Consider the following 25,555-nt stretch of genomic DNA (forward strand, 5'->3'; position numbering starts at 1 on the left):
AAAAGTGAAAGTTTTATTTGCAGTATCGGAGTGTGTCCCGTTTGTCAAAACAGGAGGTCTTGCTGATGTAGCGGGTGCACTTCCTAAGGCGTTAAAAAAGTTAGGGACTGAAGTACGTGTTATTTTACCAAATTACAGTTTAATTCCTGAGAAACTTAAAAATTTATTTCATTTTCAACAAGCGATAAATGTACAGGTAGGATTTCGCAGTCAATACTGCGGTATCCTAACTGCTGAGCATGAGGGAATAACCTATCATCTGATTGATAACGAATATTATTTTTTTCGTGATTCATTATATGGTCATTATGATGATGGTGAACGATTCTCATTTTTCTCTAAGGCCGTTCTAGAGTGTATTCCGCATCTCGATTTTATTCCAGATGTGATCCATTGCCATGACTGGCATACAGGAATGGTGAATTTTGTATTAGATGCTGAATATCGTCATATACCAATGTATAAGGATATAAAAACAGTCTTTACGATTCACAATTTACAATTTCAAGGGATTTTCCCATATGAGGTGATGAGTGAGCAGTTAGGATTAGGGCATCAATATTTTAATAGTGAACAACTTGAATTTTATGGGAATATTAGCTTTATGAAGGGCGGTATTATTGCATCTGATATTGTAACCACTGTCAGCCCAACCTATAAAGAGGAAATTCAAAATCCCTATTTTGGCGAAAGGCTTGATGGGCTATTACGGAAAAATAGCCATAAGCTAATCGGAATTGTCAATGGTATTGATGATACAGCCTATAATCCTAAAACAGACCGTGATATTGCTCTTCCTTATGATCTTGAATCACTAGAAGGGAAAATGGAAAATAAACAAGAATTACAGCAATATTTTGGGCTGCCAGAAAAAGAAAACACGCCGATCATTGCCATGGTCACACGCTTAACAAGTCAAAAAGGCTTAGATTTAGTGCTCCATGTATTTCAAAATATGATTCAGGAAGATGTCCAATTCATAGTGCTTGGTTCAGGTGACCCTACATATGAAAACTTCTTAAAGCAAATGGCACATGAATATCCGGATAAGGTTCGTGTATACATAGGCTTTAATGAAGCAATGGCACATCAAATTTATGCGGGGGCTGATTTATTTTTAATGCCTTCTCAGTTTGAACCCTGTGGATTAGGGCAGCTTATTGCCTTACAGTACGGAACAATCCCCATTGTTAGAGAAACCGGCGGCTTAAATGATACGGTTCATTCATATAATGAATTTACAGGTACTGGGAACGGCTTCACCTTTAAAAATTTCAACGCCCATGATATGCTCTATACCATTAAAAGAGCCATTTATTTTTATCATCAAAAAGAGAACTGGACTAACTTAGTACAAAAAGCAATGGGTCAAGATTACAGTTGGTTACAATCCGCTAAGGAATATAACGAAATTTATGAGGACTTACTGGCAGGCTCAAAATAATATTCACATAAAAATATGAAAAAAGGGGGACCAGTGTGAATGAACATTGGTCTCCCTTTATTATTCAATAGCTATGAGCTAACCTTCTTAAGTTGTATTTCCTTCACTTTCTGATATTGCTCATCCGGCCACCATGCACCACAATCGTCTGATACAACACATGCAGCACATTTTTGTAAGTCGTAGACCATCATTCCTGTAATGGGAGGGGAATAAAGATGGAGAGTTACCATATCGGTATGGTTGGAAGCTTTCATTTTATGGATTCCCTTTTTGGGGGCATAAAAATATTTTCCTTTATGATGGATTTCATGAAACAATTCGTTAGGCCGGCCATCTCCTTTTACCTCATAAACAGAATTAATGGAAGTGCCGGAAAGGACTTGAATCCAGCCGTGGGAATTGCCATGATCATGAGGGGCACACTCCAACTGAGACCAATTCATGACGAGCAGTTCAACTTCTTCGTTTCTATAAAGTAGTTTCCGGTTGTACGGTTTTCCAGGGGATGGTTCTGGTAAGTGAGCAAGATCATCTAGTGTGAGACCCAGTTTTAATAGCGCGGCTTTCAACTCAACCTTAGATGGTCTTTTTAAAGTACCCAAAACATTTTGTAGCTTAATTGTCAAAGTCATTAAGCTGTCCTCCTACCGTCGTTTTTTCTTGAAGAGGTCGAACAACATAGGCATAAGCTGACCGTTAACAATAATCACTCCAATAATAATTATGATTCCCCCAGCAACACTTATGAGAAAAACTTTTTCATCTAGAAGCAAAACCGCAGCAACCAACGTTGCGACCGGTTCCATATATAGAAACATTGAAACCTTTGACGCCTCTAACACCTCAAGTGCCTTTCCCCAGTACCAATAAGCAATTCCTGAAACAAAAACTCCAAGAAACAATAGATGGGCCCACTCCGAATAGTTCAGAAGGGATAGCGCCTCCCAGCCTTTATTTCTAATAATAAAAGGTGTGGTTAGAATCAAACCTATTAAACTCATGTAAAACCGTGGTTAAGAGAGGAGAATAGGGTATCTTTAAGCTTTTTAAGAGCACTGAATAAACCGCCCAATTCAACGTGCTCAACATCATGAGAAGGAAGCCGATATTAATGGAAAACTGAAAGGATTGACCAATTCTTGTCGTTGTGACGATTAGGACACCAGTTATCGCGAGCACCATTCCCACTGCCTTTGATATACTCAACTTTTCATGTAAAAAGAGAATGGATAGGATGACCGTAAATATGGGGGAAAACGAAATGAGCCAACCAGCAGACGAAGCGTTAATCGTCAACAAAGCTGTCGCTTGAAGTATCTGATGAACAAATACCCCAAGAATGCCGAGGATCATTAAATGTGGGAAATATTTAATGGAGACGAGTAACCGCTTACGTTGCATTAGTAATAGCAACAGCAAAAATAGGGATCCAATACCAAACCGCACAACGAGTAACGAATATGGATCCAATTTTCCTAGCACAGCCTTTGTCGATACAAAGGAAACTCCCCAAAAACTAATCGAAATGGTCGCATATAACGAGGCGGTTAACTTCGATTTATAATAAGTCAAAACAGAGTCCCCTTTCAGCAAAAAGGTAGTTACTTCATCATATGCTTGTCCTGAAAGAAGATGTTTATACCTTTTCGCAGCAAGGTTATGCCTGATTATTTTTCCTAACTTTGTTCATAAGAAGCAAGATAGAAGAATAACATCAATATAGTGTGTGGATTAATATTTGGGAGGAATAAACATGAATGATGTCTTTGAGAAAACTGCTAGATTCGAACACCGTTTCTGGCTCCAAATATTAGGTGATCATTCAAGGTTTATATACGAATCGTTAGCCCCCGTTCAAAAAGAGGAAATTGAAACGGCTTTAACATTTATTAGAGTATTTGACACACTACTTGAGCGTGCGAAATCCGCAAATCTAGGGACATTAACCAGGGAAGCTGAATCCGAGGTTATAAAATTAAGAGGATTTAAATTGGAATTATTAAGAAAACATCTGATTGGAAAAATAATATTTCACCTTTCACCTACCTTCATAAATCATATGGTAAATGAATTAGAGGAGTATTTAAGAATTTTAGAACACTTAAAGGCTGGGCAAGTCCCACCTGTGTACCACGAGCTCCACCATCACCTATTGTGGTTATTGGATGCGGCGGGGCATGCAGAAGCAATTTCCACCAATTTAGATGGTGTTGAAATGAAACTTAAAGAAAAAAGTAATTCATATATGAAGAATTTTGAAAATTTCTACTTAAAATCCGTGGAACTTGGTGGGTATTTAAGAACTAATTTAGCTTCTTTTCCTGCTTTGGATAAAATGAATTTAGACAGTCAATTAGAAATTAAGTTATTTCAAAACTTTCTACAGGAAATCGAAGAACTTAGACTAAGTAAGCAAGCATTAGGAACCTTTGCGCCCTTAATGGCGGATCATATGTACCGTGAAGAATGTTATTATCTAATGAAGTTAGCGGAATCGACAAAGCTTGATCCGCCAAACTGTGATCCTACTAAACCTAGACTAAAAGAATGAGAACTAAGCATCCATAAAAGAGAGGGGATTAATAGTAGTCCGCTCTCTTTTGGAGTACCCTTTGTCTTATTAAACGCAAGTAAACGATTGGATTTGTCGTAAGTCTATTCCAAAATAAACCCATCTAAATCCAGTCCAACGATACCCTGAGACAGAGTTTCGACCGACATGGGTTGGATAAAACCAAAATTGTTGAAAACCTCTCAGCCATACATAGGTGTATCTGAATAAGCATCCTCTAATACCGCCTGGGTCAACTGCATATGCTGATACTTGTTGTTGAGGAACAAAAGATGGTGGTGGTGAAGTTGGTGGTCCTGCCTCTGAGCCTTGACCTGGTGGTGAAAACGGTGGTGGCGAAGTTGGCGGTCCTCCCATTGGACCTTGACCTGGCGGTGCAAACGGAGGTTGAAACCCACCAAATTGTCTGTCAACAGGAATGGCATGGTAATAATTATCCTCTTGGTATGGATTTGAATATAAATAATCTTCTTGACTATTTGGATAGTTATAATACAAAGGTAGGTAATTAGGATACATAATTGCACTCCTTTACTTTTAAACTCACACCATCATATTCATAAGACATTTACCTATCAACTTGTACCTTCGTAAAAGTGTATTTATTTTTCAGTAAAACTCCTTCTAGACCTTACAAAATTGGGTGCTCTTCATGGTTTATTATCAGTACACAATTTTCGTTTAAAATCCCCCTTAACATACCTATACAGATCATTTTCTTTACCTATTGGTGTCATCTAGGCATTGACCTGCATATGGTAAATCAAGTAAATGCAAATGTTTGCAGGGGGGATCTATTTGTACAGGCAATTTCAAGAACAAACCTATGTTAATGATGCTTATTCTGGAAACGTTGTGCTGCTTGACATGAGGCAAGGTGATGTTACAGGTGACGGTATAGTGGATTACGTCTATCTATATGGAAGAAAAAACGGTGAAACTGAAATCTTCGCTGATCAAATTACACTCGTCATCCAAGATGGGCGTTCGAAACGGATTTCAACTATTAATCTTCAAAATAATGCTGGATACAATGCTCAGCTCTTTCTGGGGGATTTTTCTAATGATAAAATATTGGATATTTTGGTAAGTATTGAAACGGGTGGAAGTGGAGGATACGGTATTTTCTATATTTACTCCTACAGAAATAATATCCCTCTCCTATTGTTTGATGTTGAAAAATATAATAAAAGTTATACATTCAAAGTCAATTATGAGGACTTTTATAAAGTAACTGTAGGAAGCCCTTCATTAGATTTGCTTTTCACCCTAGACATTAGTTACAAAGGCTATGATTATCTATCTGAGCTTTATGATGAAAATGGCAAATTAAAACAGCCAGTTAAAGGCGAGGTTCTTGCAGCAACAGCGTTATATCCCATTGTTACAAATGGAAAAAGCCTAAGTTATGATTTACTTGTTCTTCAACGGATTATTGGTACGTCTAATGCGGATACATTAGGTTATGTCGAAAACCTTTTAACATGGAATGGAACTCAATTTATCTCCACATCTTTGGCAACAGAGATTTTTGGAACAAAATTAAGCAGTGTCTACTAGTGTCGGGCTACAATTAATTTAAGCATAGGAGGTAAAAGGATGACAAAATTTTTTTCGTTTCATGGAACTGTCACCATGATTACGGATCTTGTAGGACAAAATGGTACAGGGGAAGGCTGTAATAAATTAATATCCGTAGAAAACGGCACGGGAGCAATAGTAAATTTCGTGGTGTCATCAACAACTTACTTTGTTGACCATGCAATAGTGGCTGTAGGTGATCGCGTGACTGGTTATTATGACGGAAATGCCCCTGCTATTCTTATTTACCCTCCACAATATCCAGCGCTTGTCATGGTAAAAGATAGCCCATATCAGAATGTAAAAGTTGATTTTTTTAATAGTGAATTGGAGAGTAGTGATGGACGGTTACGATTAAATATATCTCCATATACCCAAATACTTTTAACAAATGGGCAACCCTTTACAAGAAACCCTGCGAACAGAAATCTTATTGTCATTTATGGACCAGCCACAAAAAGTATCCCCGCCCAAACCACACCTTATAGAATTATCGTTTTGTGTTAGGAATGGTTTTAGAAAATTTCTGTTTGGAATATTAATAGGTATTGATAAAAACAAAAGACTCGTCCATTTAGGAGAGTTTTTTTATTTCGATTTTTGTTTATAGACAAATTACTTTCTCTCGGAAAAAAGTTCGGCGAATGTTAAATAATTACATCTTTCTTGTTTTTTAAGAACATTGTACAAGTTTTTTTCCATAATCTATTGTATCAATACATGAGGGTGTTCATTATGAGAAGAAATAGGAATCTTCAAGGTCAACCACAAACAATGATTGGTCAAGCATGGACCGGTAGACATGTGATCTTGCTTCACTGTACAAACAATAATCAATTCATAAATCTTTATAAAAGTTACCATGCTCCAATTGAGCCACCACGTCAAAATTGTGCTGAAACGTTGTCACAATTACTGAGTATCGGTTATCGTATTATGGCGATTACTCCCATCTCAGTCAATCATATTCAATATTTTTTAGTCCTAGGAGATTAAGATAAAAATGAACCCATTCCGATGTAGTGGGTTCATTTTTTGTTAGCCCATCTAGGTTCTAAAAAATATGTATTGACATAGTGATTGAATACTACTAAAATTAAAAATTATTTAACAATAATGTAAATTGTGAGATTTGATGATGTCTGAATAACTTTTTTAGTGGGAGATTTTGAACCTTTGGTTCTTCTATACAAAATTAAATAACAAGCAAGCTATGATTGCTATGGGTCAAACTATAGCAGGAGCAGCTTCTGGAGAGACCACAGGAAATCTGCGGCGCCGAAGGGTTCACAATCTCAGGCAAAAGGACAGAAGAGTACTTATTTTATTTGTTATTCTAACAAAAGAGTGATGAATATTATTTGTTATTCTTATGACCGTGAGATTGGAGCTGATCCAGTCTCTTTTTTTTATGGTATTTAACCTTTTGTTCATCTCTTCACAACTCGAATTTTACAAAAATAAGGAGGAAATGAAAATGGCACAACAAGAATTAAAACGAGATTTAAAAGATCGTCACGTACAACTGATTGCGATTGGCGGTACGATTGGGACAGGTTTATTTCTTGGTTCAGGAAGAGCGATCCAGTTAGCAGGTCCATCTATCATATTTGCTTATTTAATCGTTGGTATTGCATGCTTTTTTGTGATGAGGGCACTTGGGGAGCTCCTCTTATCGAATGCGGGGTATCAATCATTCACTGATTTTGCGGAGGAGTATATTGGACCTTGGGCAGGTTATGTGACAGGTTGGACGTATTGGTTTTGTTGGATCATGACTGCCATGGCTGATATTATTGCTGTTGGGGTATATGTGCAATATTGGTTCGATATCCCTCAATGGATACCTGCTTTAGTCTGTTTAATTCTTTTATTGGGATTGAATTTACTAACCGTAAAGCTATTTGGAGAATTAGAGTTTTGGTTTGCAATCATCAAAGTCATTACTATTCTTGCTTTAATCGTAATAGGGGTCATTTTATTGGTTATTGGATTTCAAACCGATTCAGGGACAGTTACAGTCAAAAATCTCTGGGGACACGGTGGTCTTTTTCCAAATGGAATATCAGGTTTCTTACTGTCTTTTCAAATGGTTGTCTTTGCATTTGTAGGTGTTGAATTAGTCGGAGTCTCAGCAGCGGAAACATCTAATCCACGAAAAAATATTCCATCTGCTATTAATAAAATCCCGCTACGAATTCTATTTTTCTATGTGGGAGCGCTTTTCATTCTTTTATGCATCAATCCTTGGACAGAATTGAATGCAGGTAATAGTCCATTTGTTAAGACGTTTAGCTTAGTAGGTATTCCAATTGCTGCAGGAATTATCAATTTTGTTGTCTTAACATCAGCGGCATCTGCATGTAACAGCGGATTATTTTCAACCAGCAGAATTTTGTTTAATTTAAGTGGTCATAAACAGGGACCTGCTAAATTTGCTAAATTAAATAAAAACCATGTACCAAGTAACGCATTATTTATTTCCACACTTGTTCTATCAGCCGGTGCTCTATTAAGTAAACTGATTCCAGAACAAGCCTTTGGAATCGTGACAACGATTAGTGCGATTTGTTTTATTTGGGTTTGGAGCATCATATTAATTTGTCATTTGCGGTACCGGAAATCACGTCCTGATTTACATGAAAAGTCGATTTTTAAAGCACCGTTCGCACCGTTTATCAATTATATCGTCCTAACGTTATTTGCACTCATTCTAATTATTATGGTATTTGCCGAAGCAACTCGTGCCGCTTTATTATTAACACCTGTTTGGTTCATTCTTTTATTCATTTTGTATTCATTTAAAAAGAAAAAGGGTGTCAACCTAACGTCTCAAAACATACACTCTTCATAATGATGTTTTTTTAGACCGTGAGGAGTGTGCGTTATGAAGTTTGAGATGCAAAAGGCGAATTTGCTTGCTGAAAATATCAATGGGTTTATAACATATGTTCAAAAATGTCATGTCAATAGAAACAGCAACAGGTTTACACCAGATAAATTGTATCAAATAAAACTTCTAATTGAAGAGTATAAGTTTCAGATCCTTGCAGATGAATTGATTAGAATTAATAAGTTTGATTGGGATGAAAGGTATACGTATTATTTAGTGGATCGATTTAAAGAAGGGTTCAAGATTATTGAGGAATACGTAAAAAATAGTTACGATGAATTATTTCTGTTAACGGGCAGACTTTACACGTTAAAGAGTCTAAGTGAGACATTTAGCAGAGGAGAATAATGTGATGCAGCTGCTCTCAAAAAGACTCAACTAGTTATTTCTTATTGTCACATGAAAACTATCATGTTACTATTAGATGAAATTAAATTCCTTTAAATTGGTCCAGAGAGGCCAAAAAGGCGAAAGTAAACTTCATATATACTTTTTTACGTATATGAATGCCCTTTTGTCCTTTGGATGAAAGGGCATTTTATTTTTGCCAACTATCTTTTAATCATAGTCCCGTGAGGCTTGAAAGGAGAACGACAGAAATGGATTATCGCAGAAAAACAGTTGTCGCATCAGTAGCAGGTTTAACATTAGAGGGCATGGATATTATGTTCATCTCCTTTGCCATGTCAATGATTATTGCACAGTTTCATATTGACATGGTGGCAGGCGGTCTCATTTCTTCTATTACAAATCTAGGAATGCTAGCTGGAGGAGTCATTTTCGGTATATTAGCAGATAAATTTGGGAGAGTTAAAATATTTACTTATACCATTCTCCTATTTGCTATCGGCACGGCGTTAACCGGTTTAGCCGTTAATATTGAACAAGTATACATCTTTCGGTTTATTGCAGGCTTAGGTGCAGGTGGAGAATACGGGATTGGTATGGCGCTTGTTGCGGAGGCATGGCCAAAGAATAAACAAGGACGGGCGTCTTCTTATGTGAGCGTCGGTGCTCAATACGGTGTAATTCTAGCAGCTCTCCTAAGTGCAATCATCCTTCCTTCTTTGGGATGGAGAGGATTGTTTTTCATCGGATTGGTTCCGGTTATCTTCGCATTTATCGTCCGAAAGAAATTAGATGAATCACCTGAATGGGTGAATTCACAGAAGAAAAAACAACTTGTTCCCAAAGAATGGAAATTAAAGCAATTGTTCGCTACTCCAAGAACTTCAGTCACAACGATTGCTCTAGCGATAATGGCAACTGTTCAAATTGCTGGATATAATGGTTTGATGATTTGGCTGCCATCTATGCTGCAACAATCCCAAGGATTATCCGTTTCAAATTCGGCCCTTTGGACGATTAGCACAGCAGTAGGTATGATTGCAGGGATGTTAACATTTGGACAATTTATGGATCGCTTTGGAATGAAACAATCGTATGGAATCTTCTTATTCGCATCCGCGGTCGCTGTCTTTTTATATGCCTATGCGTCAGGGAGTGCTGGACTATTAATAGGCGGTGCAATCGTCGGGTTCTTCTCGAATGGTATGTTTGCGGGTTATGGGGCGTTAATAAGTAGTTTCTATCCAGTAGAAATTCGAAGTACAGCAACCAACACAATTTTTAACTTTGGTCGAGCGTTAGGAGGATTATCTCCTATATTAGTAGGATATATCCTGCAGCATGCTAATGTTACGGTAGCAATGGGATATCTCGCTTTACTCTACTGTATCTCCTTTATTGCAATGATTAGTTTGAAAAAAGGAAAAACTACTGAAGTGCAAGACGTTACATTATCTAAAGCTATGTAAAATGAAAACAGAATACACTCAGGCATTGGTATTTATAAATCCAATGCCTTTTTTAATTAGTCAAATAGGAGATTAATCGTTAACTGTATCTTTTAGATCACCTGGTCGCTTCCAAACTATTAGTCCGGCAAGCATATAAAGAAGTGAGGTAAGATAGAACAAACTGCCAATTGTTAAAAAGTCAATTATATAACCTGTAGCAATAATCCCAACTGCTGCCCAAATCGATGTCCATAAATGATAGTGTCCGATTTTTTTGCCTACGGGTTCAGAAGTAACTTGCCGAGAAATGGCTGTCTTTTCGGTTGTTTTTTGAATAGCACCTAAGATCCCCATCACCACTTGAATCGTATAAACTTGCCATATTTCAGAAAGTATCGGGACTAATAACATCATCCCTGCCATTCCCCATGCATAAACGATAAGTAATACTTTGTCACCCAATCGATCTGTTAAATGCCCAATCCAAGGGTGACAGAGTGCAGAGGTTAGTGCAAATAATCCATAAGCCCATCCGAATTGTGAATAGCTGTCACCAAGATTTCGCAGCAATAAAGTATAGAAGGGAAACGCTATACTGCTAGCTGTTAAGATGATACTTTGTGCACGAATCAGTTGCCTGAAGGTCATTGTCCATACTCCTTATAAAAGAAATTCATAAATGTTTCACTAGAATCATAGATTCGTTTTTTTTGAAAAAATTCTTTACTATGCGGATAGGCTTTCTCCAATTCTAGTTTGCTTGGGTAAGAGTAGTAAGGCAAATAATAACTTCCTCGATGCTTTAATGTTATGTTAATAAGTTTACGTAACATCTTTTCAGTTTCGGCAATACCTTCTGCACTTTTTGGCTGATTAATGAGCCATACCAAAGCAAACATATCTTCTTTTGCATATGACATGACTGATTGTTGATTTTTTTCAACATAGCGAACGGTAATATTTAAGACATTGAGATTTTCTTTTAATAATATCCTTCGAAGATCATCGATATAGGGAGTAAATTCATCTACTGGAACAAAGTACTCTTGTAAAATATCGGTACGATTCGGATCCGCATATTCCATAAAATCAGTTGAGGTGCGCATAACGTTATTTCTTGTTTCATACTTTCCTGATTGTTTTATGGATAGTTTTTTCTGGGTGGACCAAAGAAGATTTTTACCCCAATCACTATAACGGGCTAGTTGGAGGGTAAACTTCGGAAGAGCAACAATTTGATCGGGATTTTCTAATTTCTGAAAATCGCTTAATTTTCGTTGATTAGGAGCCATCCGATAGTTAGTGAGATACATATCTGTTAAAAAATAATCTGGTGCAACGGAAATTCTTGCAATATGCATTCGCACCTTTTGATCCCCTTGCACATGTTTACGAAAATAATTTGAATAATCTCGGTAGTTCATTGAAATCGTTTCATGTTGATACAGTTCATTGTCTGTCAAATTTAGCTTAACATCTAGAATAACTCCGAATAATCCATATCCGCCAATAACAAGGGAAAATAGCTCAGGATGTTTCGTTCGGCTAACTTGAATAATGGAGCCATCGGCTTGCAATAAGTGAAAGGATTCAATTGTATCAATTAATGGACCATAGCGAATATCTCGACCGTGAACATTGACGCTCATAGACCCGCCAATTGAGAAAATATTTTGAGATTGCTGAACTTTTAAGGCCAGCCCATCTGGATTGATTTTTGCTTGGATATCTGCCCATGTTGCCCCACTTTGTACAGTGATTTGTTTAGCTTTTGGATCATAATCCAAGATTTTATTATACTGTTTCATATTTAGCATTATAGCCCCAGGATAATAGGTTTGCCCTCCTTGACTGTGTTGCATTCCAGCAATAGCAATTTTTTCATTTTGTTGGTGGGCCTGTTTTACCCAATGCTGCAATTGCTCCACGCTTTCTCCACTTTTAATTTCCTTCACTTTTGTAGGTAATAACCCAGCAACGTCCGTAACAATTGGGTTGGCTTGGTGAATTTGATACAACTGGAAGGAACCAAACCACGCTAATACATAGAGCAATAGAACCAGGAGCAGGATACGATTTTTCATCTCCGGTTTCCTTTCCTTAACCTTTTCGTTTTAACTTAATATTTTAATAATATCTTAAATTTATCATGAGACAGGCTTAAATGGACGATAATTATATATATAAACCAATTTTTGTCATAGTTTTATTGATTTATAGAAAGACAGTAAACTATCATGGTAAAATAGACTCGATAAGAAATTTGAAAAAGGTTGGGAGAATAAAAGAATGAAATCAAGTGTAATAAAATTAGGTCTTTTGACTTGTTTAATCCTCCTGGGGATGACAGATAAAGAAGTTTCTGCTGCAATGACATGGCCTGCCAAATGTGCATCTTTCGGCAAGCTTAAACCCAATCAAAATCCAAAACCACAGCACTTGAACTGCTTACTTACAAACGCTGCTATACAAGCAAAGATTCCTCCCGAAGTGGTAAAAGCTGTAGCTACAAAAGAAAGTGATTGGCGACAGTTTAAGAATGGACATCCGTTTATCTCAAGTGATAAGGGAATTGGTATTATGCAAATTACTGATCAAGAAGACTACAACACAGATAAATTAAAAACTGATATATACTATAACATCCAGGCAGGCGTAGAAATACTTAATCGCATGTATCAACGGACAGCGGTTAAAAAGCCAGATCTTCCCAAAATAAAAGGGGCAGGACCAGAAATCATTGAAAATTGGTACTTCCCAGTCATGGCTTATAATGGAACTAAGCCATTAAACAGTCCACTATATAAATCTACCGGAAAGAAAAATACAAAGGCTTATCAGGAAAAAGTCTTTACTTTGATCCAAAAAGACAGCTTTCTAAATCATACCAAATTAGGACAATTCCCTTTCCGAAAAACTGACTTTAAGTATGATCCCAATAGCGACAAAAATATTGTATTCAACAAGTTAGAATATACAATTACTAACCAAATGCACTCTTCAACCCATCTTTTTCATAAGGGCAAAAAGGTAGCTGTAACAATGGATGGTGCAACGGTGAGGTCAAAACCTAGTAGTAAATCCTCCAATTTAAAAAAATTAGCCAAAGGTACGACTCTAATCATTGATGGTGATTTTGTATTTGATCTTAGTTTAGACAGCGATAACAAATTTGTATGGTACCGTGTCAAAACTACCAATCAAAAATTAAAAGGTTATATTTCCTCAGCGTATATTATAAAATATTTTAGTTCTCCTAAAGTAAACAAGGTCACTAACATGGCATTGGCTGTGACAGGAAAAACTGATAAATATGCGTCCGTAACCATAAAAATCGGAACAAGGAAATACACTGCAAAGGCAAATGATTCTGGGAATTTTAAGGTTAAGATACCGAAACAGCGGGCTGGTAAAAAATTATATGTGTATGCTAAAGATACAAAAGGTAATGTAAGTGCAACAAGGACAGTAACAGTATTAAAATGATAAACTTAAAGGGACTATAAGAAATAACAAAGTGGTTCAGTTTGAAAAGGTTCGGTTTAGAAGTGCAAGTAAGCATAATCTAATAGTAAATCAGGGTTGCTTATGATTAACGTCCTTATATCGCGGGATGCAGATGTTGAGCAGAATATGAAAGGTAACAAAGATGAGTATAATCAAGGATTTTTTGCTGCAGCTAACGCTAATGGTAATACCCATATTTATTTACTATACATTTGTTACGGAGTGGGTAAAGAGTAGTAAAAATAGAAACGTAATCATGTCGATTTTGTGGGGAATATCCATATTATTTTGCATGTCCTTTCCAGTAGATTTTGGTCAAAATGCTCGTATAGAGTTAAGAATTATTCCTCTCTTATTAGGGACCCTTTACGGGGGAGTTTGGCACGGCTTCTTCCTCTCAGCTCTTATCATTCTTTATCGACTTTATTTTGGGATTAACCTAGGATTTTATAATACTCTGCTTGTCTTATTATTCTCACTGCCTGTTATCTTGTTTTTTCAAAAAACGTTTGCAAATTCGAAAAAAGATAAAAGGGTTAAAATTGCAGTGTGTCTGGCCTTTTACTACTGTCTTATTGGCCTTACTATTTTTGGTATTCTCAGAGGTTTTTCCATAGAGTATTTGAAAGTACAGATCATTCATCTTGTCTTCGCGATGGTAGTTACTTGGTTCTTCACTATCTTAACTGAAACAATAAGGGTGATTCATCAGTTGCGATTAGAGATGGAAAATTCGGAGAAATTACGAGTGATAAGTGAGTTAGCTAGTGTTTTCGCTCATGAAATTAGAAATCCCATGCAAGTGACGCGTGGCTTTCTGCAGCTTCTAAACGAGCCTGACTTGCCTGATAAAAAAAAGGAATATATCCAATTATCCATTGGAGAGCTTGATCGCGCCAATGAAATTATCAATGATTTTTTAACTTTTGGAAAACCCACCATCGATCACCTCAAAAGGATCAATGTTGGACATCAGTTACATCGCGTTGTGAATATTATTCAAAGTTACTCCCTGAACCATAATGTTGAGATTAAAACTGATTTTTTTGATGACTGTTGGATTTATGCTAATCCTCAAAAATTAAACCAGTCATTGATTAATATTTTGAAAAATGCGATAGAGTCTATGCCTAATGGTGGAATGGTTTGGATTAGATGTACTGCGACTGAAGATGGAAATATAAAGATTAGCATAAAGGACCAAGGAATTGGTATGACAAAAGAACAAATTTCTAGGCTTGGATCTCCGTTTTATTCCTTAAAGGAAAGTGGGACAGGACTAGGTATGATGGTAAGTTTTCAAATTGTCCGTTCTTTCAAAGGTAAAATACTTGTGAACAGTGAAAAGGATAGGGGGACAGAATTTATTATTCTTTTACCCCGGGTAACCTAAAGTGAGAAAACATATTACAAACATTCTAATAATGATATTTTTGTTATAGTGCTTTTTATTACTAAACTTGATTTAGTTTCATAAGAATCAAAAGCGAAGAAGCCCCTTAATAAAAGCTAGATCAGAGAAGCCGATTTATTGGCTTCTCTTTTTCTCGATTACAGATTCGAATGCACAGCAGGTACCAAAACCTTATGTTTTTACTATCCATTTTTAGTAATTTCTTTCAATGACAAAATGGGCCAAATCCCCACGATAGATGGTTTTCGAATATTCAATGATCGAACCATCAAGAAGATAGGCAAAGGTATCAAGCACAAAACAAGGGTCACCAACACTGATATGTAGTTTTTCAGCTGCCTCTTGGTCGGCAATAAACAGTTCAAGGTTTTCAATTGTCTTGTTTATTTTTAAACAAAATTGGGTTTCCAATAGTTTATATAATGATGTTTCACAGCCATGTTTATTTAATGCCGGGGTTTTATACCAGGGTAAATAGGCAATTTCAAACTGGATTGGTTCTTCATTTACATAACGTATTCTCTCTAGCGCATTAACTGGTTCTCCTTCTTGAATCTTTAATTGCTCACTAAGATACTCATCTGCAGGTATAACTTCTAATTGCAATACTTTGATTGATGGTTTCTTTCCTTGCATGGAAATTTGACTCGAAAAGTGATCAACTGTAGTTGTCAATATTTGTTTTACTTTGTTTGCGGACACAAAGGTTCCACTACCCCGTTTACGATAGACATAACCTTCCAAAGTAAGTTGTTGTAAAGCATTTCGTACGGTTGTCCTGCTAACTCCATATTTCTCACAAAATTCTGCCTCAGTAGGCAGCTGTGAGTCGGGTTTATATTCTCCTTCGTTAATCAATTGAATGATTGCGTCCTTTACCTTAAGGTGTAGAGCACTTCCGTCTTTCGGTTCTTCTATCATAATGGTTTCCCCCTCGATACTTATAGATTACCAAAAAAAGGTTACCAATGCACATAAAAAATACAATTTTATAATTTGTAATAACAAATTATAAAATTAGTAACAAGTTAATAAAATTTGTATTGTAAATTGTCTGAATTGTATTTACAATAAGGTTAGGAAATGTAATCGCTTTCTTAAGGGGGATATGAATGAAAATTTTATTATGCTGTTCCGCAGGTATGTCTACAAGTCTATTGGTTTCAAAAATGGAGGTAAGTGCCAAATCTCAGGGGATCAGTTGTGAAATTTGGGCAGTTGGTTCTACTGAAATAAATGACCAGATTAATAAGGCAGACGTACTGCTCCTTGGTCCACAAGTTCGCTATATGTTGCCTCAGCTTAAAAAGGCAGGAGAAAAGCAGGGTATTCCGGTAGATGCTATTAACCCGCAGCATTATGGTCTTTGCAATGGAGAAGAGGTTTTGAAACAGGCAATTAATCTAATTAAAGGGGTGTAGTTCACATGATGAATTTTATTGATAAATTTATTATGCCTTTCGCAAATAAGCTTGGTAATAATAGGCATCTTCTTGCCATCCGTGACGCTTTGGTGGGAATGATTGCGATTACCATGATTGGTTCGTTAGCAGTACTATTAAACAACCTAGGAAAAGTACCTGGTATTGGTAAATATTATGAGAAATTGATGATATCTCTTTTCGGTGAAACGTGGACAACATTGGGGGGAGATATTTGGTGGGGCACCCTTGCCTTTATGACCATATTTGCAGTTTTTGGGATTGCAAATAAATTGGCAAAGTCTTACGGGGACGATGGATTCGAAGCGATGCTTGTAGCAGGTGCGTCCTTCTTTGTTCTGATTCCTCAAGTTGCCAACGTATCCATTACTCCAGAGGGTGGAGAGGCCGTTACCGGTGGAGCATGGGGATTTATTGGCTGGAATTATTTCAATGCCACAGCCCTTTTCACTGGTATCATTGTTGCAATTGTCGCGACTGAAATCTTTGTTCGCCTAGCTAAAATCAAGTTTTTAATCATTAAATTGCCTGATGGAGTTCCGCCAGCGGTATCTCGATCATTTGCAAAACTTCTTCCAGGAATGGCCACCATTTTTACCATCGGGTTGTTTGGGCTTATTTTACGCAAATTTATTAGTGATGGCGCTTATTTAAACGATTGGATTAATAAAGTCCTCGTTTCTCCACTTACGGGTGCAGTAGATTCAATGCTGTTTGCTATTTTAATCGTATTCTTGGTGCACGGATTTTGGATTCTTGGTCTTCACGGTCCAAACATACTTGGAGGAATTACAACTCCTTTAATGACCAAGCTTGGACAAGAAAATGTAAATATGTATGCACAAGGTGTACAGGATTTAGGAAAGTACCACATTCTATCTGGATCTTTCTTGGATGCTTTTGTGTATCTTGGTGGTTCTGGTGCCACTTTAGGATTATTGGTAGCGATGTTTATCGCCGGTCGCAAACGTAATAAGCAATTAATCGCGTTAGGCACTCCTCCAGGGATATTTCAAATCAATGAACCTATTCTTTTCGGATTGCCAATTGTTTTGAATCCCATCTGGTTCATTCCGTTCATACTAGGACCAATCATCATGACCATTGTAGCCTATACATCTATTAGTTTAGGTTTGGTACATCCAGTTGTTGCTGATATCCCATGGGTGACTCCTGCGATTGTAGGTGGATTACTAGCAACTGGCGGACATGTTTCTGGTGCTATTTTAGCATTAGTGAATTTAATCATTTCTGTCGCTATTTATCTGCCTTTTGTTATCGCTCAAGGACGAATGGATGCAAGAAGAGAAAAGAGTGAAACATCATCCCAACCTACTGATACCTTAAATATGTAGATAAAATTCAACCAGAGGTGTTTAAAAATGAATGACGGTTTAAAAATCGTAACGATAGGCGGGGGATCGAGCTATACCCCCGAACTTATTGAGGGATTTATTAAATATTATCACGAACTGCCAGTCCGTGAATTATGGTTAGTTGACGTTGAAGAAGGCAAGGAAAAGCTTGAAATTGTCGGTAATCTTGCAAAAAGAATGGTCGAAAAGGCAGGAGTCCCGATTAAAATCTATTTGACGTTAGACCGAAAAGAAGCGTTAAAGTCTGCGGATTTCGTTACCACTCAATTTCGCGTAGGTTTGCTTGAAGCACGTATGAAGGATGAGAGTATTCCATTGAAACACGGTGTACTTGGTCAGGAAACAAATGGACCTGGAGGATTATTTAAAGCACTTAGGACCATTCCAGTCATCCTTGATATTTGCCGGGAAATGGAAGAGGTATGCCCGAATGCCTGGCTCATAAACTTTACAAATCCTGCCGGGATGGTTACAGAGGCTGTCCTTCGTTATAGTAATATTGATAGAGTGGTAGGATTGTGTAATGTGCCTATTGGAATGGAAATGGGCGTTGCAAAACTATTAGGAGTAGAACCTCATAGAGTTAGAATTGATTTTGCAGGATTAAACCACATGGTTTACGGATTAAACGTTTTTGTCGATGGTGTATCAGTTAAGGATCAAGTGATTTCCTTAATTAATGATCCAGAGAAAAGCATTACCATGCAAAACATTCATGCCATGGGTTGGGAGCCTGAGTTCTTGAGGGCGTTAGATCTTTTTCCATGCCCGTATCATAATTACTATTATAAATCTGGAGACATGCTTGAAAAAGAATTGAAAAATTATCAAGAAGGCGGGACACGTGCAGAGGTCGTTAAAAAACTAGAAGAGGAGCTATTTGAGTTATATAGAGACACTCAATTAGCTATTAAACCGCCTCAATTAGAAAAGAGAGGCGGCGCTTATTATAGTGATGCAGCTGTAAGACTCATCCATTCGATGTATACTGACAAACGTGACATCCAGGCAGTAAACACCGTAAATAAGGGAGCAATCTCAAGTCTCCCTTTTGATTCCGCTGTAGAACTCAGTTGTATCATTACAAAGGATGGGCCGAAACCTATTGCTGTGGGCGATTTACCCATTCAAGTTCGTGGACTTGTTCAACAAGTGAAATCTTTTGAAAGGGTAGCGATTGAAGCAGCAATCAGCGGGGATTATGGAACAACGTTATTGGCCATGACAATAAATCCTTTTGTACCAAGTGATCGAGTGGCAAAAGTCATTTTGGACGAAATGCTCGAAGCACATAAAGAATATTTACCGCAGTTCTTTAATCATAAGTAGGTGATGGAAACGAAATGGAAAATTTAGAACAAGTAATCTTTCAAATTATTCTCCATGGAGGCAATGGCCGCAGTGCAGCCATGGAGGCAATGCTTGCAGCAAAGCAAGGAGACTTTGTAGGAGCAAGAGAAAAATTAAAGGAAGCAGATAACGCATTAAATCAGGCCCACCATATTCAGACATCTCTCATTCAAGGGGAGATAAGGGGAGAAAAAACGGAGGTTTCTTTACTTATGATTCACGCACAAGATCATTTAATGAATGCGATGACCTTGAAGGATTTGGCAGCAGAAATGGTTGAGCTATATTATAGAATAAATTGATTTGTTAAGGTGATTAAATCATGATTAAATTAATCGTTAACGCGGACGACTTTGGGTTTAGCCATGGAGTAAACCATGGGATTATCGACAGTTTTTTGTATGGAATTGTCAATTCTACCACGATGATGATGACCATGCCTGGGACTGAACATGCCATTCAATTGGCAAGAAAATATCCAAATTTACGGGTAGGGATTCATCTTGTCCTAACATGTGGGAAACCATTAGTTGACAATGTACCTTCATTGGTTGATGATACGGGGCATTTTAAATCTTTGTCTACATTTAACCCTACAGTTATTTCATTAGACGAACTGGAAAGAGAGTGGACTGCTCAGATCGAACGATTTATCGGTACTGGACTTAAACCAACCCATTTTGATAGCCATCACCATGTTCATACCTTGAAAGAATTAAATCCAGTTATTAAGAGTTTATCAGCAAAATTCAAACTGCCAGTAAGGAAGAATGGGTTCGATTCCATTGATGGTGTGGACTCTTTCACTGACGTATCATTGTTCGATTTCTATGGTGAAGGTGTTAAACCAAATTATTTTACAAAGTTGAAAGAACGTTTTAAAGATGGCATGACAGTGGAAGTGATGTGTCACCCTGCATATCTAGATAATAACCTATTACACGGGTCATCCTATGCTTTTCAGAGATTAACAGAGTTAGAAATTCTGACATCAGTAAAATTACCTAAAACCATTATCTTAATGTAAACTGTTTGACGAGCATATATTATGACGATAAGTAGAGTATTCTCAATAATAACCTCTTTGTCACCTAGTTTATAATATTGGGTGACTTTTTTATGTGATTTAAAGATAAGGAATTGGCAGGAAATTGCGAATTGTTTGTAAAAAAAGAGTGAAAGAGTAATAATGTTTATAGTTACTGATGAAGAGAGGATGTAAACTTTTGGAATGGAAACAAGCTTTGCAGGAAATTCTGCCTAATGAACAAATAAGTGAAAATCAAACCATCTTAGAACATCACAGCAAGGATGAATCGTACCATCAACCTGTGAAACCAGATATTGTAGTTTTTCCAAAAAATAAGCAAGAGATTTCAGAGATTATGAAAATAGCATACAAGTATAAAATACCGGTTGTCCCTTTTGGGGCAGGTTCCAGCCTAGAAGGACATCCAATCCCCGTTTTAGGCGGGATCTCGATGGATTTTCAATTCATGAATAATATCATTGAAGTAAGGGAAAATGACCTTCTTATAAAGGTACAACCGGGTGTTACTCGAAAACAATTAAATAAGGCACTCAAAAAGTATGGCCTTTTCTTTCCAGTTGACCCAGGTGCAGACGCGACAATTGGTGGTATGACTAGTACCAATGCCTCGGGTACTACCACCGTAAAATATGGCGCAATGAAAGATGTCGTAAGAGGTCTTGAGGTAGTATTAGCAAATGGAGAAATTGCCAACATAGGTGGTTTAGCAGCTAAATCTTCTTCTGGCTATAATTTAACTCCTTTATTTGTTGGCTCAGAAGGAACATTAGGAGTTTTTACTGAAATCACATTAAAAGTTTTTGGAATACCAGAAACTACTCTTGCTTGCAGAGTCGTATTCCCTACTATTGAGAAGGCTATCAAAGCTGCCAATGCAATGGTCACATCCGGTATTCCAATCGCTCGTGTGGAATTGGTAGATGATAGGTCTATGAAACAAGCGAATATCCATAACCAAACAAAGTATCCTGAACAGCCCACACTATTCATGGAGTTCAATGGAAACGAAGAAGGGATTAAATCAGATGTTGCGTTTGCTCAGGAATTAGCAGGTCAAGAAGGCTGTACACAGTTTGTATATGAAACAGACTCAAAGAAAAAGGCGCAATTGTGGGAGGCACGCCACACCCTAGCCTATGCATTTAAACATGGATATGCAGAGAAGAAAAATATGAGTACGGACGTTTGTGTACCATTATCCAAATTACCAGATGCGATTTCTCATGCAAGTTCGTTACTCGAAACTTATGGATTGGTTGGCGGTATTGTTGGTCATGTTGGGGATGGTAACTTTCATGCATTAATCATGATTAATCCGAATGATCCAGTAGAATCAGATAAAGCACATACAGTTAATCATAAAATTGTAGAATTTGCGATTGATTGTGGCGGAACAGCTACAGGTGAACATGGTATTGGTCTTGGGAAGATAGACTATCTATATAAAGAACATGCCAGTTCAATACATCTAATGAAAATGATAAAGGACCAGTTTGACCCACTTGGAATATTAAATCCGGGAAAGATGTTTAAATAATATAAGATTCAAATGTTTTCGTAATATACGTCGATGTTACGAATTTTCCGAAAAATAAGTTGACACTTTCGGATAAACCGTGTTATAAACACAATAAGAAATTTTAGTACTTAAAAGTATAAAAGTATGAAATAATATTGAAAAAGTGAAATAAACAGGGGGAAATACTATCATGGAACAACGTAGCAAAATATTAGACTGTACCATTCGTGATGGAGGATTAGTTAACAATTGGGATTTCAGTGTCGAATTTGTTCAGGACTTGTATGAAGGCCTTAGTGCTTCAGGTGTTGAATACATGGAGATTGGTTACAAAAATTCTCCTAAACTTCTTAATGCGACCGAGCCCAATCCATGGAGATTTCTTGATGATAACTTCTTGAAAGAAATTATCCCTGTGAAAAAGTTCACCAAGCTATCAGCTTTAGTAGATATTGGGCGTGTAGATCCCAATGATATTCTCCCTCGTGAACAAAGTGTTCTAGATATGATTCGAGTGGCTTGCTATATCCGTGAAGTGGATAAGGGCTTAGAACTGGTCCAGATGTTTCATGATTTGGGTTATGAAACTTCCCTTAACATTATGGCATTATCAAGTGTACCTGAACAACAGCTGATTAAAGCGTTCGAATTGGTGAAGGAAAGCCCTGTCGATGTGGTTTACATTGTTGATTCTTTTGGAAGCTTAGACCCTGTGGATATTGAGCACCAAGTGAAAAAATTTAAAGAGATGATTCCGAACAAACAACTGGGAATCCATACACATAACAATATGCAGTTAGCCTTTGCCAATACTTTAACTGCACTTCGTAATGGGGTTACCTACCTGGATTCGTCTGTATATGGCATGGGACGGGCAGCAGGTAACTGTAACACAGAACTTCTCGTTAGCTATATTCAAAAATCAAGCTATGAAATTAAACCGGTTCTTGGAGTCATTGAGAAGCACATGCTTGAAATGCGTGAAAAGTGGGAATGGGGCTATATCATTCCTTATATGATTTCAGGCGTTCTTAATGAGCATCCACGTGTGGCAATGGCTTACCGTGATAGTGCTGATCGTGATAACTTCGTAGATTTTTATGACAAGGTAACATCACCTGAAAGTACAGTGGCTACTACTTTAAAATAGTTTAAATTGCTCAAGGTACCTCTTTCGATGGGGTACTTTTTTTATTTTTACTAATGGCTATGCTTCCACAAAGAAGTCTGAGCCATAAAAGGATATAATGAATTTTGTGCGATTCCATGTAGTTAACAAGGAGGTATGCCATCTGAAATCCAAAAACATATCGCTACAGATAAAAATATTTGGGCTCGTTCTATTACTAGGGCTATTTTTAATCATTCTGCTAACAGTATTTTTCAGTTATATGGAAAGTAAACAAATAGAGGAAAACAGGGGCAGGATGGCGCTGGAAATTTCAAGAACGGTTTCATTTATACCCACGATTATTGCTTCGTTTCAGACAAGTGATCCATCCAAAACGATACAACCCTTAGCAGAGAAGATTCGGAATGAAACCGGTGCTGAGTTTGTTGTCATTGGAAATAAAGAGGGGACAAGATTTTCGCATCCTTTACCATCGATGATTGGTAAGAAAATGAAGGGTGGAGATAACGAAAGGGCAATTAAGCAAGGGGAATATTATGTCTCTAAGGCCAAGGGTTCACTAGGGCCTTCAATAAGAGGGAAATCACCTATTTTTAATGATAAGGGTGAAGTGATCGGAATCGTTTCTGTGGGATTTCTGCTTGAAGATGTCCATCAGCAAATTATGAATAATCTTACCAAGGTACTTCTTGTTTCTCTTTTCGCATTTTTTGTCTCTCTTTTTGGAAGTATCTTGCTGGGAAAAAATATTCGCAAAGATACAATGGGGCTCGAACCGTTTGAGATTGCTGCACTATATAAAGAAAAGAATGCTGTACTTCATGGAGTGAAGGAAGGGATTTTAGCTATTAATAAAGTGGGATATATCACGATGATGAATCAGCCTGCTAAGAGACTATTACAAATTAACGGGTCGGTCCGCCATATAAAAGTAGATGGGTTATTTCCTTCTGACTATTTGTATGAAGTATTAAAATCAGGAAATCCACAAGTTGATAAAGAAATGGTCTTGGAAGATAAAACGGTTATTGTCAACTGTACTCCGCTCTTTGAAGGGTCTGGAGTAAGTGGAGTGGTTGCTTCTTTTCGTGATAAAACAGAAATTGAGCAGATGTTAAACACCCTATCAGAAGTAAATAGCTATTCGGAAGATCTTCGTGCGCAAACACATGAATACACCAATAAATTATATGTGTTATTAGGACTGCTTCAGCTAGGAGAAAATGAACAGGCAATTGAAATGCTCCAATCTGAAACACAAGTGTTGCAATTTCAGAATTCTATTGTTTTTAACCATATCAAAGACACGAAAGTCCAAGCTATTCTTTTAGGAAAATTGGGTAAGGCTTCTGAAAAGAAAATAAAATTTGAGATCATATCTGATAGCTTTTTAAAGGAATTGCCATCCCATTTTAAGCTTTCGAACTTAATTGTGATTCTTGGGAACTTAATTGACAATGCCTTTGAAGCTGTCTATGGTGTGGATTCTCCTACGGTAAAATTCTTCGCTACAGATATTGGCAGTGATATCATATTTGAGATTGCGGATAATGGGAAAGGAATAACTGACGTAGAAATTCCACTCCTATTTTCAAGAGGGTTTACATCTAAAGAAGGGTCTGAGCCGAGGGGATTTGGCCTGTCCAATGCAGAGGATGCCGTGTTAGAAATGAATGGTATGATTGAGGTGCAGAGTACCCAGGAAAGTGGAACTGTCTTTACCGTGTACCTACCGAAGGAATTCGAGAGGAGTGAAAAAATTTGAATAGAATAAAAGTCGCGATTACAGAAGATGATTTCCGAATAGCCGATATCCATGAGAAATTTTTAAATAAGTTTAAGGAAATCGAAGTGGTTGGTAAGTCATTAAATGGTGAGCAAACTCTAGAACTGTTAAAGGAGAAAAGCCCCGACTTATTGATTCTTGATGTCTATATGCCAGACATGCTGGGTTCTGATTTGCTTCCAATCATTCGAGAGCGTTTCCCTAAGATAAGTATTATTATGGTCACAGCTGCGACTGATAAAATTTTCCTTGAGAAAGCATTAAGCTACGGAGTAGAAAATTATTTAATTAAACCTGTAAATAGGGAAAGATTTGACGAAGTGGTCTTAGAATTTATAAAAAAACACTCCCTCCTATCTTCTGGCCAAGAGGTCGACCAGAATTATGTTGACCTCCTTTTCGGTAAAAATAAGATTGAAAAGTTGGGGAAGGGTACGGGATTACCTAAAGGAATTGATGAAATCACCCTTGGAAAGGTGAAAAACGCTCTACAAGTAAAAAACCAGGGACTTTCTGCTGAAGAAGTAGGGAAGGAAATTGGTGCTTCTCGAATTACAGCACGGAGATATCTAGAATATCTATCCTCTATAAAAGAGGCAAAAGCAGAAGTGGTTTATGGAATTGTCGGGAGGCCGGAAAGAAAATATTATCCTGTTAAGTGAGGATGCCAATTGGCATCCTTTTAG

General features: G+C 37.2%; 26 protein-coding genes, 1 pseudogene and 1 riboswitch. Of the genes and pseudogenes, 20 read left to right on the top strand and 7 right to left on the bottom strand.

The annotated features are described in order from the left end of the window. The first annotated feature begins 4 nt into the window (after positions 1-4). Entirely contained in the window at positions 5-1,444 is a 1,440-nt protein-coding gene (gene glgA / locus BR30_RS0121690; RefSeq protein ID WP_026566820.1) for a glycogen synthase GlgA, read from the top strand. A gap of 71 nt (positions 1,445-1,515) precedes the next feature. On the opposite strand, the gene BR30_RS0121695 is transcribed toward glgA, so the two are convergent. The 3 genes from BR30_RS0121695 to BR30_RS34250 are packed head-to-tail and all read right to left on the bottom strand — an operon-like array spanning position 1,516 to position 3,019. Beyond that, positions 1,516-2,079 carry a cysteine dioxygenase gene (locus tag BR30_RS0121695; protein WP_026566821.1) on the bottom strand — a complete coding sequence of 188 codons (564 nt, stop codon included), beginning with the start codon at positions 2,077-2,079 and terminating at the stop codon, positions 1,516-1,518. A gap of 12 nt (positions 2,080-2,091) precedes the next feature. Then, the gene (locus BR30_RS38730) at positions 2,092-2,448 is read right to left on the bottom strand and encodes an EamA family transporter (RefSeq protein WP_331280805.1); all 357 of its coding nucleotides are present in this window, start codon (positions 2,446-2,448) and stop codon (positions 2,092-2,094) included. After that, positions 2,405-3,019: a DMT family transporter gene (locus BR30_RS34250; protein ID WP_331280806.1), complete on the bottom strand. Its 615-nt coding sequence runs from the start codon at positions 3,017-3,019 to the stop codon at positions 2,405-2,407. Before BR30_RS34250 ends, BR30_RS38730 begins: the two co-directional genes overlap by 44 nt. Before the next feature lie 181 nt (positions 3,020-3,200). On the opposite strand from BR30_RS34250, the gene BR30_RS0121705 reads away from it, so the two are divergent. After that, positions 3,201-3,998, top strand: a complete 798-nt coding sequence (locus BR30_RS0121705) for a DUF2935 domain-containing protein (protein WP_026566822.1) — start codon at positions 3,201-3,203, stop codon at positions 3,996-3,998. Positions 3,999-4,067: 69 nt separating this feature from the next. Here the strand turns inward: BR30_RS0121705 and BR30_RS0121710 are convergent, their stop codons facing one another. Continuing rightward, positions 4,068-4,538 (bottom strand): hypothetical protein, encoded by a 471-nt coding sequence (locus tag BR30_RS0121710; RefSeq protein ID WP_026566823.1) that lies wholly within the window; start codon positions 4,536-4,538, stop codon positions 4,068-4,070. 279 nt (positions 4,539-4,817) lie between these two features. Here BR30_RS0121710 and BR30_RS0121715 point away from each other — a divergent pair, with 279 nt between their 5' ends. The 6 genes from BR30_RS0121715 (at position 4,818) to BR30_RS0121745 (ending at position 10,310) form a co-directional block, all read left to right on the top strand. After that, entirely contained in the window at positions 4,818-5,579 is a 762-nt protein-coding gene (locus BR30_RS0121715; RefSeq protein ID WP_026566824.1) for a hypothetical protein, read from the top strand. A 39-nt stretch (positions 5,580-5,618) separates the two neighbouring features. Then, the gene (locus BR30_RS0121720) at positions 5,619-6,107 is read left to right on the top strand and encodes a hypothetical protein (RefSeq protein ID WP_026566825.1); all 489 of its coding nucleotides are present in this window, start codon (positions 5,619-5,621) and stop codon (positions 6,105-6,107) included. Positions 6,108-6,335: 228 nt separating this feature from the next. Continuing rightward, positions 6,336-6,596, top strand: a complete 261-nt coding sequence (locus tag BR30_RS0121725) for a hypothetical protein (protein ID WP_051633722.1) — start codon at positions 6,336-6,338, stop codon at positions 6,594-6,596. Positions 6,597-6,840: 244 nt separating this feature from the next. Continuing rightward, a riboswitch (glycine riboswitch) is annotated at positions 6,841-6,921 on the top strand. Positions 6,922-7,077: 156 nt separating this feature from the next. Further along, entirely contained in the window at positions 7,078-8,454 is a 1,377-nt protein-coding gene (locus BR30_RS0121735; protein WP_026566828.1) for an amino acid permease, read from the top strand. Between the two features lie 33 nt (positions 8,455-8,487). Next, entirely contained in the window at positions 8,488-8,841 is a 354-nt protein-coding gene (locus BR30_RS0121740) for a hypothetical protein (protein WP_026566829.1), read from the top strand. Between the two features lie 251 nt (positions 8,842-9,092). Next, on the top strand, positions 9,093-10,310 hold the full coding sequence (locus tag BR30_RS0121745; protein WP_026566830.1) for an MFS transporter: 1,218 nt from the start codon (positions 9,093-9,095) through the stop codon (positions 10,308-10,310). 72 nt (positions 10,311-10,382) lie between these two features. On the opposite strand, the gene BR30_RS0121750 is transcribed toward BR30_RS0121745, so the two are convergent. After that, entirely contained in the window at positions 10,383-10,940 is a 558-nt protein-coding gene (locus tag BR30_RS0121750) for an MFS transporter (RefSeq protein WP_026566831.1), read from the bottom strand. Continuing rightward, the gene (locus BR30_RS0121755) at positions 10,937-12,376 is read right to left on the bottom strand and encodes an FAD-binding oxidoreductase (RefSeq protein WP_026566832.1); all 1,440 of its coding nucleotides are present in this window, start codon (positions 12,374-12,376) and stop codon (positions 10,937-10,939) included. The genes BR30_RS0121750 and BR30_RS0121755 overlap by 4 nt, the downstream gene beginning before the upstream one ends. A 205-nt stretch (positions 12,377-12,581) precedes the next feature. Here BR30_RS0121755 and BR30_RS34255 point away from each other — a divergent pair, with 205 nt between their 5' ends. The 3 genes and pseudogenes from BR30_RS34255 (at position 12,582) to BR30_RS38095 (ending at position 15,192) form a co-directional block, all read left to right on the top strand. Further along, positions 12,582-13,778, top strand: coding sequence for an Ig-like domain-containing protein (locus BR30_RS34255; RefSeq protein ID WP_081825534.1), 1,197 nt, complete (start codon positions 12,582-12,584; stop codon positions 13,776-13,778). 202 nt (positions 13,779-13,980) lie between these two features. Beyond that, a pseudogene (locus tag BR30_RS38905) lies at positions 13,981-14,223 on the top strand (LytS/YhcK type 5TM receptor domain-containing protein); the annotation flags it as partial. 231 nt (positions 14,224-14,454) lie between these two features. After that, positions 14,455-15,192 carry a sensor histidine kinase gene (locus BR30_RS38095; protein WP_231507764.1) on the top strand — a complete coding sequence of 246 codons (738 nt, stop codon included), beginning with the start codon at positions 14,455-14,457 and terminating at the stop codon, positions 15,190-15,192. Positions 15,193-15,405: 213 nt separating this feature from the next. Here the strand turns inward: BR30_RS38095 and BR30_RS0121780 are convergent, their stop codons facing one another. Beyond that, entirely contained in the window at positions 15,406-16,134 is a 729-nt protein-coding gene (locus BR30_RS0121780; protein ID WP_035445784.1) for a GntR family transcriptional regulator, read from the bottom strand. Positions 16,135-16,325: 191 nt separating this feature from the next. Between BR30_RS0121780 and BR30_RS0121785 the strand changes: the two genes are divergently transcribed. The 9 genes from BR30_RS0121785 (at position 16,326) to BR30_RS0121825 (ending at position 25,531) form a co-directional block, all read left to right on the top strand. Next, complete coding sequence (locus BR30_RS0121785) at positions 16,326-16,634, top strand: PTS sugar transporter subunit IIB (RefSeq protein WP_026566835.1); 309 nt, start codon at positions 16,326-16,328, stop codon at positions 16,632-16,634. Between the two features lie 5 nt (positions 16,635-16,639). Next, entirely contained in the window at positions 16,640-18,010 is a 1,371-nt protein-coding gene (locus BR30_RS0121790; protein WP_026566836.1) for a PTS sugar transporter subunit IIC, read from the top strand. Positions 18,011-18,037: 27 nt separating this feature from the next. After that, positions 18,038-19,360 carry a 6-phospho-beta-glucosidase gene (locus BR30_RS0121795; RefSeq protein WP_026566837.1) on the top strand — a complete coding sequence of 441 codons (1,323 nt, stop codon included), beginning with the start codon at positions 18,038-18,040 and terminating at the stop codon, positions 19,358-19,360. Positions 19,361-19,374: 14 nt separating this feature from the next. Next, a complete protein-coding gene (locus tag BR30_RS0121800; RefSeq protein ID WP_026566838.1) occupies positions 19,375-19,683 on the top strand; it encodes a PTS sugar transporter subunit IIA in 309 nt (102 codons plus the stop codon). Between the two features lie 20 nt (positions 19,684-19,703). Beyond that, entirely contained in the window at positions 19,704-20,408 is a 705-nt protein-coding gene (chbG, locus tag BR30_RS0121805; protein WP_026566839.1) for a chitin disaccharide deacetylase, read from the top strand. 199 nt (positions 20,409-20,607) lie between these two features. Beyond that, positions 20,608-21,969 (top strand): FAD-binding oxidoreductase, encoded by a 1,362-nt coding sequence (locus BR30_RS0121810; protein WP_026566840.1) that lies wholly within the window; start codon positions 20,608-20,610, stop codon positions 21,967-21,969. A 172-nt stretch (positions 21,970-22,141) separates the two neighbouring features. Next, on the top strand, positions 22,142-23,101 hold the full coding sequence (locus BR30_RS0121815) for an aldolase catalytic domain-containing protein (RefSeq protein WP_026566841.1): 960 nt from the start codon (positions 22,142-22,144) through the stop codon (positions 23,099-23,101). 241 nt (positions 23,102-23,342) lie between these two features. Continuing rightward, complete coding sequence (locus tag BR30_RS0121820; RefSeq protein ID WP_331280807.1) at positions 23,343-24,848, top strand: sensor histidine kinase; 1,506 nt, start codon at positions 23,343-23,345, stop codon at positions 24,846-24,848. Continuing rightward, entirely contained in the window at positions 24,845-25,531 is a 687-nt protein-coding gene (locus BR30_RS0121825; RefSeq protein ID WP_155928766.1) for a response regulator, read from the top strand. The genes BR30_RS0121820 and BR30_RS0121825 overlap by 4 nt, the downstream gene beginning before the upstream one ends. Positions 25,532-25,555 lie beyond the last annotated feature (24 nt).

The sequence above is a fragment of the Bacillus sp. UNC41MFS5 genome (assembly GCF_000686805.1).